Here is a 14,830-nt window from a genome sequence, read left to right as displayed (position 1 = left end):
ACATGAGATTTATTTTTAAAATGTGTAAGAAAAATGGCTAAATTTGCCCGCTTGTTCAAAAAATTTGGCGTAGTGAACAAAATTTTTGCGTGAATTTGCTTGTTAAGATTGCAAAACAGGCGCTACATCTTTAAACTTTCGAATAATTTTTTGTAATTTTCAACCAAGAGTTTAGTTATGACTGAATCAATCAATTCAACACAAGAAAATCAAGAGGCTCGTTCATTAGGGCAAAAGATAAAACAAGCACGTGAAGCCTTAAATTTAAGCGTTGAAGATGTTGCTAAAAAAACTAATCTAAAAAAATCGCATATTGAAGCATTAGAAAGCGATATTTTCATTTTACAAAACGTAGCACCAACCTTTGTGCGTGGTTATGTTCGTAACTATTTACGTTTTCTCCGTTTGCCAGAAGAGCTTGTTTCAAGTGTGAATTATGGCGAAGTGACAATTCCAAAAGAAGTGGTTAAAACCCCTTCACCAAAAGCGATTCAAAAATCACAAACCCAATGGATGAAATATTTAACTATTTTAGTGTTATTAGGTGCAGCGGGCATGACCTTACTTTGGTGGTGGCAAGATTACCAAAAAGAACAAGAAAACCGTGACCAATTTGTGATTAGATCAACCCCCGTTGAAGTTGCATCAGCGCCAATAACAACACAAGCAGCAGTTGAGGTTGCTCCTCAGTCTGCTCCAGCAGTTCAACCAATCACGCCTGCAGTGGTTGAAGAAGTAAAAGCTGTTGAAGCTCCAGCTGTAACACCAGTAGCCGAAACTGCGCCAGTGGCAGCTCAATCAGAAACAGCGACCAGCACAGAGCAACCGACTGAAGCCATAAACGTGTTACAACAGACCAATACTGAAGCGGAAGTTGCAACGCCTGCAACTGAACAACCTACAGTTGGTAACGATGAGTTACGTATTGAAATTACAGGTAAAGAAAGCTGGATCACCGTAAAAGGGGCAAACAGCAAGAAAAGTTTAGCTGAAAAATTATATGCTAACGGTGAAGTTTTAACATTTAATGGCAACGAACAATATCGTTTAACCATCGGTGCGCCAGCAAACGTAAAACTTTACTACAAAGGGCAAGAAGTGCCTCTGAAAATCGATGGGCGTGTTGCTCGAATCCGTTTACCTTTAGCACAATAAGGATTGAAAATGTCAATTCATCAATCGCCAATTAAACGTCGTGAATCGAAGAAAATTTGGGTCGGTAAAGTTGCAGTCGGTGGTGATGCGCCGATTTCAGTACAATCAATGACCAATACTCGAACCACCGATGTCGAAGCAACGGTTGCGCAAATTAAGGCATTAGAGCGTGTTGGTGCTGACATCGTGCGTGTTTCTGTACCAACGATGGATGCGGCGGAAGCGTTTAAAGTAATTAAACAACAAGTGAATGTGCCATTGGTGGCAGATATTCATTTTGATTATCGTATTGCGTTAAAAGTCGCAGAATATGGCGTAGACTGCTTGCGTATCAACCCAGGTAATATCGGTAACGAAGAACGCATTCGTGCAGTGGTAGATTGTGCGAAAGATAAAAATATTCCGATTCGAATTGGCGTAAATGCAGGCTCACTTGAACGCGATCTTCAAGAGAAATACGGTGAGCCAACACCGCAAGCGTTGCTCGAATCAGCATTACGTCATGTAGATATTTTAGATCGCTTCAACTTTGAGAACTTTAAAGTAAGCGTGAAAGCGTCTGATGTATTCTTAGCGGTCGAATCTTACCGCTTGTTAGCAAAACAAATTATCCAGCCATTGCATTTAGGTATCACCGAAGCAGGTGGTGCTCGTGCAGGTTCGGTAAAATCGGCGGTCGGCTTAGGCTTATTACTTTCAGAAGGGATTGGCGATACATTACGTATTTCATTAGCTGCCGATCCTGTTGAGGAAGTGAAAGTAGGTTTCGATATTTTAAAATCGTTACGTATTCGCTCTCGAGGCATTAACTTTATCGCTTGTCCCACTTGCTCACGCCAAGAAATTGATGTGATAGCAACGGTGAATGCATTAGAACAGCGCTTAGAAGATATTTTGACTCCGATGGATGTATCAATTATCGGCTGTGTTGTAAACGGGCCAGGCGAAGCGTTGATTTCAGATTTAGGTGTAACAGGCTCAAATAAAATGAGCGGTTTTTATCTTGATGGCATACGCCAAAAAGAACGTTTCGATAATGAAAAATTAATCGATCAGCTCGAAGCAAAAATTCGTGCGCGTGTTGCAGAACAGCACAACCGAATTCAAGTAGAACAAATTTAATTTTAATAACCACGGGTTACATAAATTTACGAGGCTTGTTGTAAACAAGCGGTCAAATTTTCTTAAAAATTTACCATTCGTGTGCATTTATGTTATCCGTGGTTTTAGCGTAATAAAAGGAAAACAACGTGGCTAAAAATATTCAAGCAATCCGCGGTATGAATGATTGCTCTCCAACTGAATCTCCATTATGGCAGTGGATTGAAACTAAAGTACGTAACGTATTAGCAGGCTATGGCTATTCTGAAGTACGTATGCCAATTGTAGAAAGCACACCACTTTTTGCACGTGCAATTGGTGAAGTAACAGATGTGGTTTCAAAAGAGATGTACACTTTCTGGGACAATGATGAACAACTTACTTTACGTCCAGAAGGCACGGCAGGTTGTGTCAGAGCGGCAATTGAACGTGGTTGGATTTACAATAATGAACAGCGTTTATGGTATATGGGTCCAATGTTCCGTCATGAACGTCCACAAAAAGGTCGCTATCGTCAATTTCACCAAGCTGGCGTAGAAGTCTTCGGTATTCCAAATCCTGAAATTGATGCGGAGTTAATTATTTTAACCGCTCGTTTATGGAAAGAATTAGGTATTGATCAGCACGTTTCTTTACAACTAAACTCAATTGGTTCACTTGAAGCACGTGCGAATTATCGTTCAGCATTGGTAAAATTCTTAGAAAATTACACCGCTTTAATGAACGATGAAGAAAAAGAACGTTTAGTAAAAAATCCATTACGTATTTTGGATACCAAAAACCAAGCGTTGCAAGAAGTATTAAATGATGCACCTAAATTATTAGATTACTTAGATGACGATAGCCGTGAGCATTTCGCACAACTTTGTAGCTTATTAGATGCAATGGGTATTGCTTATGAAGTAAATCCTAAATTAGTTCGTGGCTTAGATTATTACAACAAAACTGTATTTGAATGGGTTACTTCGGCACTTGGTTCACAAGGTACAGTATGTGGCGGTGGACGCTATGATGGTTTAGTTGAGCAATTAGGCGGACACGCAACGCAAGGTGTTGGCTTTGCCATGGGCTTAGAGCGTTTAGTGTTACTCGTGCAAGAAGTAAATAAAGAAATTAATTTACCAAAAGCAGTCGATGTTTATGTCGTGTATTCAGGTGAAGGCACAACGTTAAATGCATTCCAAATTGCGGAACAAGTTCGTACAGCATTACCGCAATTACGTGTAATGACACACTGTTCGGGTGGTAATTTTAAAAAACAATTTAAACGTGCTGATAAAGTTGAAGCACAAATTGCACTTGTGATTGGTGAAAGTGAAGTAGCAGAGCAGACAGTTGTAGTTAAAGATCTGCAAAGTGGTGCGGAACAAATCACTATCGCACAAGCAGATTTAATTTTAGAACTAGCAAAACGTTTCTAAATAGGAAAAATAGATGAACAACGAATATTTAAATAAAACAGAAGAACAGCAATTTGAAGAAGCAAAAAGCTGGTTTAAAGCAAATGGTACGCCTATTTTGGTAGCGATCATCATTGCTTGTGTGGCGAGTTTCGGTTGGAATTTTTGGAAAAATCATCAAATTGAAACTGCACAACATACTTCTGCAACTTACCAAAGTGTAATGGAAAGTTATTTGCAAGATCCTGTTAAAAATGCACCGCTTGTAACAAAATTTATTGCGGATCATAAAGAGTCTAGCTATGCCGTTTTTGCTCAATTAGAAGAAGCAAAACAAGCAGTTGAAAAAGCAGACTTTGCACAAGCAAAAAATCTTTTACAAGCAAGCTTATCAGCCACAACAGATAGCACTTTACAAGCGGTTATTCGTTTTCGTTTAGCTGCGGTAGATTATCAATTAAAAAATTATGATGAAGCTTTAGCGACACTTGGGCAAATCCAAGAGCAAACTTGGGATTTACGTAAACAGGTGTTAAGCGGTGATATTCTTGTTGCAAAAGGCGATAAAGAAGCTGCAAAAAGCGTTTATGAAAAAGCGAAACAAAATGCGCCAGAACAAGATAAGGCGTTAATTGATATTCGTTTAAATGATCTGTAACTGAAATGGGACTGTATATACGGTCCTATTTTTTATTCTTCGTCTAAATAGCAATGTTGTTACATTGGAGGTTATATGAATACGCAAAATTTATCGAGTTTTATTAAGCAAGAACTTTCTGGCTGGAAACCATTTGAAGTGATTTGGTTAATTGCATTTTTGGCAGCACAAATTTGGGCTTATATGCAATCGCCAGATTCACCTTTAGCAATGATTTCAGGTATTGCAGGTATTATCTGCGTAGTGTTAGTGAGTAAAGGTAAAGTGAGTAACTATTTATTCGGCTTAATTTTTGCTTACACCTATTTTTATGTCGCATGGGGCAATAACTTTATTGGTGAAATGAATAGCGTACTGTACGTTTATTTACCTGCTCAATTTATCGGCTATTTTGTGTGGCAAGCAAATATGCAAAAAAATAGCGAAGGTGGCGGAGAAGTTATTGCTAAATCATTGACAGCTAAAGGCTGGATTGCGTTATTAGCAACAATAAGTATCGGTACTTTACTTTTTATTCAAGCGCTAAAAGCAGCGGGTGGTAGTTCAACAGGTTTAGACGGCGTAACTACTGTTACCACTGTAGCTGCACAATTATTGATGATCTTACGTTATCGTGAACAGTGGTTATTATGGATCGTATTGAATATTTTATCGATCGTATTATGGGCAGAAACGCCAGCGATGTATTTAATGTACGGTGCATACCTACTCAACTCGCTTTATGGTTTCTATAACTGGACGCAACTAGAGAAAAAAGCACAACGATAATTAAGCTCTAGCTAAATAGCAAGCGGTCGAATTCGTAAGATTTTTTGCAAATTCGGCCGCTTAGTTTTTAATAGGAGAATCAGATTAGGCTTTTTCTCTAGCAACTGCACGATAACCAATATCACGACGATAGAAACGTCCTTGCCATTGGATTTGTTCAGCCAGTTTTAGCGCTTTTTGTTGCGCCTCAAAGACGGAATGACCAAGAGCTGTTGCACATAGTACACGTCCGCCATTAGTCAGTAATTTACCTTCTTTTTGTTCCACACCAGCGAGGAACACTTTCTGCGATTTTGATGCTAGTACTGGAATACCTGTAATTTCATCGCCTTTACGATAATCTGCAGGATAGCCTTCTGCTGCAAGTACAATGCCTAGTGAAGCTTGCTCACACCATTTTGATTTAATGGTATCTAATTTTTCATCACAAGCTGCTAAGCAAAGTTGGACAAGATCAGACTCTAAACGCATCATGATCGGTTGTGTTTCAGGATCACCAAAACGACAGTTAAATTCAATCACTTTCGGTTGTCCGTTCGGCATAATCATCAAACCAGCATAAAGGAAGCCAGTATATGGATTTCCTTCTGCCGCCATGCTTTTCACCGTTGGATAAATCACTTCTTGCATAATACGGTTATGAATTTCTGCAGTGACTACAGGTGCAGGAGAGTAAGCCCCCATACCGCCAGTATTTAAGCCTTGATCGCCTTCGCCAATACGTTTATGGTCTTGACTTGTTGCCATTGGCTCAACATTTTTACCGTCTACCATCACGATGAAACTCACTTCTTCGCCATCTAAAAACTCTTCGATAACTATACGATGCCCTGCGTCACCGAATGCATTACCAGAGAGCATATCTTTTACTGCATAGGTAGCTTCTTCCAGTGTCATTGCTACAATCACACCTTTACCTGCAGCTAAACCATCCGCTTTAATTACGATTGGTGCACCTTTTTCTTTTAAGTAAGCTAGAGCAGGTTCCACTTCAGTAAAGTTTTGATATTCAGCTGTTGGAATTTGATGACGAGCTAAGAAATCTTTAGTAAAAGCTTTTGAGCCTTCTAACTGTGCCGCCGCTTGAGTTGGACCAAATATTTTTAAACCATTTGCACGGAATGCATCAACCACACCAATAACAAGCGGCGCTTCAGGACCAACAATTGTTAAACCAATTTGGTTTTCTTTTGCAAAAGCGACTAATGCTGGAATATCAGTTGCTGAAATAGCTACATTTTCAACTCCTTCTTCTAACGCTGTACCTGCATTCCCAGGTGCAACAAAAACTTTTTTAACTAAAGAAGATTGGCGAACCTTCCAAGCAAGCGCATGCTCACGACCACCGTTACCAATAATTAATACATTCATCTGGATTCCTTATAAATCAACAAAAGCAAACGTTTGCGCAATTCTACGCTATTTTAAGGAAAACGCCTAGTGGAATTGAAAACAGCTCAAAAATCCTCCTGCACTTTCATGAGTATAAGGATTTTTGTGTTACCAAATGTTGCAACTTTCTATTTATACCCGAATTATTCGTGGGCGTGATTCAATGGAAAAATACCAGAAAAGATAGTAGAACATTTACTTGAAGAAGGTTAAATTCTTTGTATTTCTATTACTGAAAAACAATTTGCCAATATGGAAATTCTGGTTGGTGAGAAAAAATTGCAAGAAAAAGGTAAAATCAAACTAACTTTTGTTATTTTAAAGCCATTTTTCACTTATAAAAGATTAAGTGCTAACAGGATGTTTTACAAAAATATTTGATTAAGTTTTAATTTTCTGTATAATCTCGCCGTTCAGTCACATTCAGTTTTAATCCTTGCTTCCACAAGTTGGTGACTGGCTAAAGTTGGAGGCTGCTAACCCGTAAGGATAGTCAATGCGTCACTACGAAATCGTTTTTATGGTTCACCCGGACCAAAGCGAACAAGTACCAGCAATGATTGAGCGTTACACAGCATCTGTAAAAGAAGCTGGCGGTCAAGTTCATCGCTTAGAAGATTGGGGTCGTCGTCAATTAGCGTACCCAATCAACAAACTTCACAAAGCACACTACGTGTTAATGAATGTAGAAGCACCTCAAAGTGTAATCGACGAGTTAGAAACTAACTTCCGTTATAACGATGCAGTTCTTCGTAACTTAATCGTTCACACTAAAGCGGCAGTAACTGAAGCTTCACCAATGGTGAAAGCGAAAGAAAGCAAAGTTGCTGAAACGGTAGCTGAAGTTGAATCAGAGGAAGCTGGCGAGTAATTCGCCAATTGATAATTGCTTAATTTTAAGTGGTTCTGTCGCCTCAATAGTTAAGCAAAGCCAAAGCCCGTTAGGCATTCCAAATTATCGCTTTTGGCTTGAACATCGTTCAATGCAAACTGAAGTTAATTTAGTACGCCAAGCGTGGTGTAAAATCCAAGTGATTTTAAATGGCAATCAATTTAGTTTAATAACCCAACAAATCAAGCTCGGTGATAGAATTAGAGTTTATGGATTTATCCATACTCACAAAGACTATCATGGTTTAAACCAATTAGTTATTCACGCCGAACACATTGAATTTATAGATCAGGAGAAGCCAAATGGCACGTTATTTCCGTCGTCGTAAGTTCTGCCGTTTCACAGCGGAAAATGTTGTTGAGATCGATTACAAAGATATCGCTACATTAAAGAACTACATTTCTGAAAGCGGCAAGATTGTTCCTAGCCGTATCACTGGTACTCGTGCGAAGTATCAACGTCAATTAGCTCGCGCAATCAAACGCGCTCGTTACTTAGCGTTACTTCCATACACTGACAACCATCAGTAATAGAGAGGTCGAGTACAATGCAAGTTATTTTATTAGATAAAGTTGCTCACTTAGGTTCTGTGGGCGACCAAGTAACTGTTAAATCAGGTTTTGCACGTAACTTCTTAATCCCACAAGGTAAAGCAGTTATGGCAACAGCAGCAAACATTGCTCACTTTGAAGCACGTCGTGCTGAATTAGAAGCGAAAGCAGTAGCAGCATTATCAGCAGCACAAGATCGTGCAGCTAAAATTGCTGAAATTGCAGTAGTATCAGTATCTGCAACAGCAGGTGATGATGGTCGTTTATTCGGTTCTATCTCTGCAAAAGACATCGCTGATGCATTAACTGCAGCAGGCGTTGAAGTAGCTAAAGCAGAAGTTCGCTTAGGTGAAGGTCCACTTCGCACAACTGGTGAACACGAAGTTAAAGTTCACTTACACGCTGAAGTGAACGCAACTGTAACTGTTAATGTAGTTGCTGAATAATCATTAGATTGCTCAAAAAACCCAGCTTAGGCTGGGTTTTTTCATTTTGGAAATGAGCTAATTCGTTATTAAAAAACCCCCACCATGCGGTAGGGCTGAATTAAATAATTAGGCTACTTTTTTCTTTAAAATTGCATAAAGCTCATCTTTTATATGTAATTTTTCTTTTTTGAGCGCTTCAACTTCATCATTGGTTGCAAGCTCTATATTTGACTCCATATTTTTTATCCGTTGATCCAACTCATTATGCTTCTCAAATAAGCGAGAAAAATGCGCATCACTGTTTTTTAATTTAGTGATCAGTTCACGAAATTCAGGGAACATATACAACTCCTATACTGTCTTAGTTGAACTTTAGGTTGATTTGATACTACTCCTTTTTCGCTGAGTTTGGATAACTTTCTGTTAAATCTTTGAAGTCGATCACAAAATTTTCGTGAAATAAAGATTGATGAATTTACTCTATATTTGGCTTAGGTATAATACAGCCTCTTTTGTTTAGTGGGGACAATAATAATGCGCTACAAAGCTCTCTTATCTTTTTTCTTTGCAGTATTGAGCAGCACTGTGGCTGCTAAGTGGGAAAAAATTAATGATGTTGATTACACTTGGGGACCATTCAAAATTTATAATATTTCCCTATTTACAGAAACAGGCGAATATAAAAATAATGAGCGCCCAGTAATGCTAACACTCAAATATAGCAAACCTGTTGATGGGCGAGATTTTGCTATTTCGGTAGCAAAATCATGGGCGAATTTAGGGATTGCTTTGCCTGAACAAGATGAAACAATCGACCGTTTGCGTAAAATCTTACCTGATCTCAAACCGAATGATTCACTTAGTTATATTGCACTTTCTGATCGTGGCTATTTTGTGCTAAATGATCAGGTAATTGAGCAAGATTTCAATGCAGAATTTAATGATGCTATGCTGGCGATTTGGCTAGATCCAAAAGTTGATCTAAGCTATAAATTAATTGCGAAAAAAGTAGATGGTGCAGAGCAAGAGGTACATCATTCAGCAGAATATCGCCAAAGTTTGGAGGAAATTTCGATTGAGCCGAAGCAAGCCAAATTATCGAGCAAAACTGAATTAGTTGATCTGCCTGCCTCAACAGAACAAGCGGTGGATTCTGAAAGCCAATCGACCAAACTTGAGACCTCACAAGCGGTTAAAAAAGTAGAAAGTTTTGCAAAGAGTGAAGAATCTAAAGCAGTCTCCCAAGTGAAACAAATGCCCGCGAAAGCGATTGTCGCTACGACGGAAACAGCGCCAGAGTCGAGCTCAGAAAATGTAACCGAAACTCCAGCTGACAACCAAGAAGCAGAGCCTCAACCAACGGAAAAAAAGGCAAAGCCAACGAAGGAAGAGCTAGAAAATCCAGAAAGAGAAATCATGCCTGAATTGGATCCTACCCCGATTCATCAATTACCTGTATCCTAATGAAACTAACGATTAAAGACATCGCTATACGTTGTAACGTGGGAAAATCCACCGTTTCTCGGGTGTTAAATAATGATCCTAACGTGAGCATTAAAACCCGAGAACGAGTGCAAGCGATGATTAAAGAATTAGGGTTTCAGCCCAACCAAAGCGCTAGAGCAATGCGGGGGGCTTCTTCCCCTGTTGTTGGAATTATTGTCACCCGACTTAACTCAACGGCAGAATCCCAGACATTAAGCACAATTTTACAGCAACTCTATGCTAAAAATATTACCCCTCTGATAGTGGAAAGCCAGTTTAAGCCTGAATTAATTACTCGCCATTTTGAATTATTTCGCCAACGGCTAGTAGATGGTGTGATTGTATTTGGTTTTTCAAAGCTCTCGCTTGAGACCATTCAGCAATGGCGTGGCTATCTGGTGACTGTTGCTCGTGCTTATCCCAATATTCCAGCGGTTTATTATGATGATGAAAATGCGGTGCGAGCATTAATGACTAAACTATATCAGCAAGGGCATCGTCAGATTGCTTATTTAGGCGTGAATGATTGCGATGAAACCACTGGATATCAGCGTAATCAAAGCTATCTACATTTCTGCAAAACTCATCAGTTAGAAGCGAATTTAGTGAAAGCCGAATTAATGCTTGAAAGTGGCTACCAGCTCATGCCAAAACTAATGAGTAAACCTGTATCAGCAATTTTATGTGCGAGTAGTTCGCTGGCGATGAGTGCATTGAAATATTTGCAAGAAATGCAACAAAATCGACCGCTTGCTTGCATTGGGCAAAATAGTTTATTGCAGTGTTTTGCACCTGATTTATTAACGCTCGATTTTGGTTATCCGCAGGCAGGAAAATGGGCAGTCGAATTGCTGTTAATGCAACTCAGTGGTAACCTGACCACTGAGCAACGTAAAGTGCCATTTAGCCTTTCTTAACCGCTTTCACAAATAGTAGAGGAGGGCGATGTTGTAAATCTTTAAATTCCGAATGCCATTCTGGTTGAGTGGCTAACATCGGCTCTTCCACTTGTACAATCTCAAAACCAGCTTGAACCAGCTGATTAAAAATAGTAGCAAGCGTACGATGATAAGTTTTAAAGGCTTGCTGAAACCAACTTCTATCCCGTTCGCCTTCCTCTCGATAATAATTTAAACGATAAGCAACTTGTTGTTTCTGTTCATTTTTTTCCCAGCGATAGCCATCTCTATAACAAGTTACAATTGGGTGTTCTTGAGAGAAAATCAGCGTGCCGCAAGCAGTCATTTTTGCCGAAATTTTTGCAAGTAAATCGGCAAAATCTTCAACATAGTGAAAAGCAAATGAGCTAGTCACAACATCAAAATTTTGCTCGGGAATGCGATCTAATTGCTCCATTGGTAAGCAATAAAGTGAGAAAGCGGTCGATTCTTGCCAATTTTTTGCAAGAGCAATTTTAGCTTGAGCTAACATCAATTCAGATAAATCTAACCCCACCACGCATTGTGCTCCAAGTTTTAAATAGTGTGCTAAATGTACACCTGTGCCGCAACCTAAATCTAATATTTTTTTATTGGTTAGTTCGGGTAAAAGCGAAAACATGGTGGGCTTTTCTACCACTTCATTCATACTGATCGGGTTTTCCCGTAATTGCTGATAACGCTCAAAAAAAATCGGCGTGTCGTAAATACTTTTTTTCAAATTTTACTCCAAATAACAATCCGCCCGTAAAACGGGCTATTTTTCGGCTTCCCTGTATTTCACATGCCTCTCAAGAGATATGTGAAATACTGACAACCGTTCAATAACTCTGTAGCCCCCCTTAAAGGTATCTACTCATAACTTCCCATAGCGCGTTTTCGTCTTTCTCCTATACGTTAAATTTTGGTTGTCAGCCTTATTTATTATAGGAGTATTTTTTATTCCGCCCATTGCTTAAGTTCTTTGATTCCATACATATAGTGTATGGTTGTATATAGCCAGATTATGTCTAGCTATAAAACAAAGGCTAAACCAAATAAAGTTTAGCCTTTGTTTTTTTATTGTGAGGAATTAAAAGTTAAAACCGAGCTTCACATTTACGCTGGTTGCTTTTCCTTGCTTAAACCAACTTTGGATAATGTCCGTTTTAATCAACCAATTCTGTTTAGTAAACGCAACGGCAAGTTGCGAATCTAAGCGGTTAGTATAGTCATTAACCGCTTTGCTCACTAAAGTTGTATCAGCAATGCGACTTGTGATTTGTGTGCCGTTGTGGTGATTAAGACGATGCGTATAATTTACTGCGAAGGTTGGCGTAATTGTCCAATCTTTTGCTGTCAATATTTTCTGAACTTTAACGCCTGAGGCAGCATTCAAGTCTGTTATTCTATAACTATCCGTTGATGTTGCAAGCAAACCACTTTCATTTGCAGATTTCATCGATAATCTCACCCCTTGTAAACTTACAGAAGGCTCAAATGTCCAGCCATTGAATTGGAATAATGAGCCAACGCGCGCTTCTAGTCCTAAGGTTGAGCCTGTGGTTTTAACTTCACCTAATGTTGTGCCACTAAAACTACGGTGTTGTTTATAAGAAATTTTACCAACATTGCTAGCTAAATCTACAAACCAGTTTGGCAGTTGATAACGCGATCCAAGCGTAAATTGCGCTTGCTTAATGGTTGCCGAAGCAAAAGGCTTAGTAAGTTTGTCTTTACTATGAGAAATTTCGCCATACATTACTACGCCATTTGCTATTTTATGTGCCGCCCCTAATGCAATTTGACTGCCTTCACCTGAAAGTTTATCGGCATAGTTTGAATGCGCTGATTTTACTTTTTGACCACTGTTATCAAGCCAAAGCGTTGTTTCTTTCTCAGTTAAGGTTTGATTATCACTTAGTTTGAGATGAGCACGATTGAGCTGAGCCGAGCCTTGACTTCTTAACAACGCTAAACTATCCGCATAAATACTATTACTCACAGCATAATGAAAATCTTGAAGCTGATTTTTCTCAAGGGCGTTTTGTAACCAAGTATTATACACCCCCGCTTGCAATGCTAAGGCTGAATCGCGTAGTCGGTTCAATACTTTCAAACCAGCTTTACCATTGGCATTTGCATTTGGATCAGAGATAGTCTGGTTGGCATTGATTTTTACATCAATACCTTTTGGTGTGAAATAAAGATCTTGACGTAACCCTTTTTGCGTTAAGTATTTATTCTTTGTTAGTGTTGAGAAGCCACCTTGATACGTTGCATTATCTTGTAATGCCAATACACCAATACGATCACCTTTTTCTGCTGTTTTGAGTAAATTATTTTCTACTGTTAATGAACCAGCTAATTGCACCGTCGCTTTATCTGTTGCTGTAATAGCATTATTTGCCAAAACGTCTAAACGACTATTTGCTGATGAAGTGTAGCTTTGTTTAATAGTAAGATCACTTGCTGATAACTCAGCATTATTTATTAGATGCTCAACACTATTTTTACCCGTTAACGCAACTTGGCCATCATTGATAGTTAAATCACTTAAGTAATTTTCACCTGTTAATGTTAAAGTGGCTTTTCCTACTTTGGTAAAATGATGTGAACTAGTTAAATCATTTTCCCACGTATCTTGTTGAGTGATATTGAACGTTTCATCTTTTAACAACTGTTTCGGGCCTTTCACCGCACTTTTTAAATCAACTAATCCCCAACCATATTGTTCATCAACGCCTTTTTCGCCTAAATCTTCTGCCGTAGTAAGTAAGACATCACGAATTTGCGATGCGGTTAAATCAGGGAAACGCTCTTTTAATAATGCTAAAGAAGCTGTGACAACAGGAGTAGCATAAGAAGTACCCGACTGTTGCTCTAATGTATCAATACGCTTATCTTTATCAGCCCCTATTGTACCAAGTAACGAAAACGTACCTGGTGCAGTAATACACCAATTTTTACTCACACCACAGTAGTTGGAATACGATTCCCATTTTTTAGCAGTATCCACCGCAGCTACAGAGAGATAGTGAGATTCAAGTTCTGGAAAGTAACGAGGCAGCGCAGCCATAATACCTGGCTGTTTTTTACCTTCATTACCTGCCGCAAAAACCATCAAAGTACCTTGGTTTGTAATAATCTGTTTAATCGCTTCTACAAGAGAATTTTCTTTGGTTGTGAGCTCTTCTTTGTATTTTTTATCAACTTCCGCTGCGGTATCAAAAGTAGAATCATCATTCCAGCTATTATTGATTGCGAGCGGTTTTTTCCCCGCGAGTTTTAACAATGCAGTGGCAATAGGTAAGCGTGCGTATTTAACCTTTTCCGACTGTCCAATAACAAGTTCTGTTGATTTATCATTTTCTCCTTCATCCTCTTGTCCTTCACCTGTGGTCTTTGTTGCTTCTGCGGTTGCAACAAAAAGAGTTGCTTGAGGTGCGATCCCCCCTTGGTAGCCTAAAGCCTGAAGCTTTTTAGCACCAATCGTACCCGTAACTTGTGCACCGTGCCCCGTATAAACTCGCTTTGAGTTGCCATTTTCCTGCTCTTCTATTTCTGTTACATACGCCGTTGGATCAAAGGTCTCTTCCTCGCCTTTTAAATTTGTGAGGGTAAACGAAATTGGCTTGAGTAAATCCTTATTTACAAGGGCGTGCTTAAAAAAATAGCCATTATCCAATACCCCTACAACGACATTTTTACCCGAATATTTCGTAATAAGCGCTTCGCTAAGCCCTATAGTGCTATGCGGATTAATTATTGTATTTTCTTGCGCTGACACTGCTGAACAAATTGCCAAGGCAATTAATGTTTTTGAAAAGTCTTGTTTAAACATAATTTCCCCTTTTATAAAAATTGAAATTTAAAAATAATTATTATTAAAAATATTGTGGGCATTATACTCAGATAAAACTCTATAAAAACAGAGGGATTGTAAATCTCATTGCTTACCATTAATGGTCAGAGCTGATATAGATCGGCATCTATTTTGTTTGTAACAATTTATATTTTAATGTTAAAAAATTTTTCTTTCTTATTGCTTTTTGACTGCTAGCAGCACTCAGTGGCAGTTTT

General features: G+C 38.8%; 15 protein-coding genes and 1 pseudogene. 12 read left to right on the top strand and 4 right to left on the bottom strand.

From position 1 onward, the window contains the following. The first annotated feature begins 177 nt into the window (after positions 1-177). From F8M47_RS06530 to pnuC, 5 genes are all read left to right on the top strand, one after another. Positions 178-1,155: a RodZ domain-containing protein gene (locus F8M47_RS06530; RefSeq protein ID WP_150539329.1), complete on the top strand. Its 978-nt coding sequence runs from the start codon at positions 178-180 to the stop codon at positions 1,153-1,155. Positions 1,156-1,164: 9 nt separating this feature from the next. After that, a complete protein-coding gene (ispG, locus tag F8M47_RS06525; RefSeq protein WP_150539328.1) occupies positions 1,165-2,277 on the top strand; it encodes a flavodoxin-dependent (E)-4-hydroxy-3-methylbut-2-enyl-diphosphate synthase in 1,113 nt (370 codons plus the stop codon). Positions 2,278-2,405: 128 nt separating this feature from the next. Continuing rightward, a complete protein-coding gene (gene hisS, locus F8M47_RS06520) occupies positions 2,406-3,677 on the top strand; it encodes a histidine--tRNA ligase (protein WP_150539327.1) in 1,272 nt (423 codons plus the stop codon). A 13-nt stretch (positions 3,678-3,690) separates the two neighbouring features. Then, positions 3,691-4,314, top strand: coding sequence for a YfgM family protein (locus tag F8M47_RS06515; RefSeq protein ID WP_150539326.1), 624 nt, complete (start codon positions 3,691-3,693; stop codon positions 4,312-4,314). Positions 4,315-4,389: 75 nt separating this feature from the next. After that, positions 4,390-5,082 carry a nicotinamide riboside transporter PnuC gene (gene pnuC / locus F8M47_RS06510; protein ID WP_150539325.1) on the top strand — a complete coding sequence of 231 codons (693 nt, stop codon included), beginning with the start codon at positions 4,390-4,392 and terminating at the stop codon, positions 5,080-5,082. 84 nt (positions 5,083-5,166) lie between these two features. Here the strand turns inward: pnuC and purD are convergent, their stop codons facing one another. Beyond that, on the bottom strand, positions 5,167-6,453 hold the full coding sequence (purD, locus tag F8M47_RS06505; RefSeq protein WP_150539324.1) for a phosphoribosylamine--glycine ligase: 1,287 nt from the start codon (positions 6,451-6,453) through the stop codon (positions 5,167-5,169). Positions 6,454-6,583: 130 nt separating this feature from the next. On the opposite strand from purD, the pseudogene cas2 reads away from it, so the two are divergent. The 5 genes and pseudogenes from cas2 to rplI all read left to right on the top strand — a co-directional run. Then, positions 6,584-6,765 (top strand): annotated as a pseudogene (gene cas2, locus F8M47_RS12465) (CRISPR-associated endonuclease Cas2); the annotation flags it as partial. A gap of 205 nt (positions 6,766-6,970) precedes the next feature. Next, entirely contained in the window at positions 6,971-7,345 is a 375-nt protein-coding gene (rpsF, locus tag F8M47_RS06495) for a 30S ribosomal protein S6 (RefSeq protein WP_150539323.1), read from the top strand. After that, on the top strand, positions 7,320-7,694 hold the full coding sequence (gene priB / locus F8M47_RS06490) for a primosomal replication protein N (protein WP_150539322.1): 375 nt from the start codon (positions 7,320-7,322) through the stop codon (positions 7,692-7,694). The genes rpsF and priB overlap by 26 nt, the downstream gene beginning before the upstream one ends. After that, positions 7,669-7,896, top strand: a complete 228-nt coding sequence (gene rpsR, locus F8M47_RS06485) for a 30S ribosomal protein S18 (protein WP_005598105.1) — start codon at positions 7,669-7,671, stop codon at positions 7,894-7,896. The genes priB and rpsR overlap by 26 nt, the downstream gene beginning before the upstream one ends. 17 nt (positions 7,897-7,913) lie before the next feature. After that, positions 7,914-8,363 (top strand): 50S ribosomal protein L9, encoded by a 450-nt coding sequence (gene rplI, locus F8M47_RS06480; RefSeq protein ID WP_150539321.1) that lies wholly within the window; start codon positions 7,914-7,916, stop codon positions 8,361-8,363. Positions 8,364-8,471: 108 nt separating this feature from the next. Here the strand turns inward: rplI and F8M47_RS06475 are convergent, their stop codons facing one another. Further along, entirely contained in the window at positions 8,472-8,687 is a 216-nt protein-coding gene (locus F8M47_RS06475) for an HP1242/YdcH family protein (protein ID WP_150539320.1), read from the bottom strand. A 192-nt stretch (positions 8,688-8,879) separates the two neighbouring features. On the opposite strand from F8M47_RS06475, the gene F8M47_RS06470 reads away from it, so the two are divergent. Together F8M47_RS06470 and F8M47_RS06465 are read left to right on the top strand one after the other, a co-directional pair. Continuing rightward, positions 8,880-9,809: a hypothetical protein gene (locus tag F8M47_RS06470; RefSeq protein ID WP_150539319.1), complete on the top strand. Its 930-nt coding sequence runs from the start codon at positions 8,880-8,882 to the stop codon at positions 9,807-9,809. Beyond that, on the top strand, positions 9,809-10,747 hold the full coding sequence (locus tag F8M47_RS06465) for a LacI family DNA-binding transcriptional regulator (protein WP_150539318.1): 939 nt from the start codon (positions 9,809-9,811) through the stop codon (positions 10,745-10,747). Before F8M47_RS06470 ends, F8M47_RS06465 begins: the two co-directional genes overlap by 1 nt. Here the strand turns inward: F8M47_RS06465 and F8M47_RS06460 are convergent. Together F8M47_RS06460 and F8M47_RS06455 are read right to left on the bottom strand one after the other, a co-directional pair. Further along, on the bottom strand, positions 10,734-11,489 hold the full coding sequence (locus F8M47_RS06460) for a class I SAM-dependent methyltransferase (protein WP_150539317.1): 756 nt from the start codon (positions 11,487-11,489) through the stop codon (positions 10,734-10,736). The genes F8M47_RS06465 and F8M47_RS06460 overlap by 14 nt on opposite strands. A gap of 351 nt (positions 11,490-11,840) precedes the next feature. After that, positions 11,841-14,591, bottom strand: a complete 2,751-nt coding sequence (locus tag F8M47_RS06455; RefSeq protein WP_150539316.1) for a S8 family serine peptidase — start codon at positions 14,589-14,591, stop codon at positions 11,841-11,843. Positions 14,592-14,830: the final 239 nt, after the last annotated feature.

It is taken from the genome of Actinobacillus vicugnae, assembly GCF_901687125.1.
In the GTDB taxonomy this organism is placed as follows: domain Bacteria; phylum Pseudomonadota; class Gammaproteobacteria; order Enterobacterales; family Pasteurellaceae; genus Actinobacillus; species Actinobacillus vicugnae.
This window is presented reverse-complemented; position numbering and strand designations above follow the sequence as displayed.

Excerpts from the sequence above, each read along its gene's own strand:
- F8M47_RS06530 (WP_150539329.1), top strand. The coding sequence starts at position 178 with ATGACTGAATCAATCAATTCAACACAAGAAAATCAAGAGGCTCGTTCA.
- ispG (WP_150539328.1), top strand. The coding sequence starts at position 1,165 with ATGTCAATTCATCAATCGCCAATTAAACGTCGTGAATCGAAGAAAATT.
- F8M47_RS06515 (WP_150539326.1), top strand. The coding sequence starts at position 3,691 with ATGAACAACGAATATTTAAATAAAACAGAAGAACAGCAATTTGAAGAA.
- pnuC (WP_150539325.1), top strand. The coding sequence starts at position 4,390 with ATGAATACGCAAAATTTATCGAGTTTTATTAAGCAAGAACTTTCTGGC.
- purD (WP_150539324.1), bottom strand. The coding sequence starts at position 6,453 with ATGAATGTATTAATTATTGGTAACGGTGGTCGTGAGCATGCGCTTGCT.
- rpsF (WP_150539323.1), top strand. The coding sequence starts at position 6,971 with ATGCGTCACTACGAAATCGTTTTTATGGTTCACCCGGACCAAAGCGAA.
- rpsR (WP_005598105.1), top strand. The coding sequence starts at position 7,669 with ATGGCACGTTATTTCCGTCGTCGTAAGTTCTGCCGTTTCACAGCGGAA.
- rplI (WP_150539321.1), top strand. The coding sequence starts at position 7,914 with ATGCAAGTTATTTTATTAGATAAAGTTGCTCACTTAGGTTCTGTGGGC.
- F8M47_RS06475 (WP_150539320.1), bottom strand. The coding sequence starts at position 8,687 with ATGTTCCCTGAATTTCGTGAACTGATCACTAAATTAAAAAACAGTGAT.
- F8M47_RS06470 (WP_150539319.1), top strand. The coding sequence starts at position 8,880 with ATGCGCTACAAAGCTCTCTTATCTTTTTTCTTTGCAGTATTGAGCAGC.
- F8M47_RS06465 (WP_150539318.1), top strand. The coding sequence starts at position 9,809 with ATGAAACTAACGATTAAAGACATCGCTATACGTTGTAACGTGGGAAAA.
- F8M47_RS06455 (WP_150539316.1), bottom strand. The coding sequence starts at position 14,591 with ATGTTTAAACAAGACTTTTCAAAAACATTAATTGCCTTGGCAATTTGT.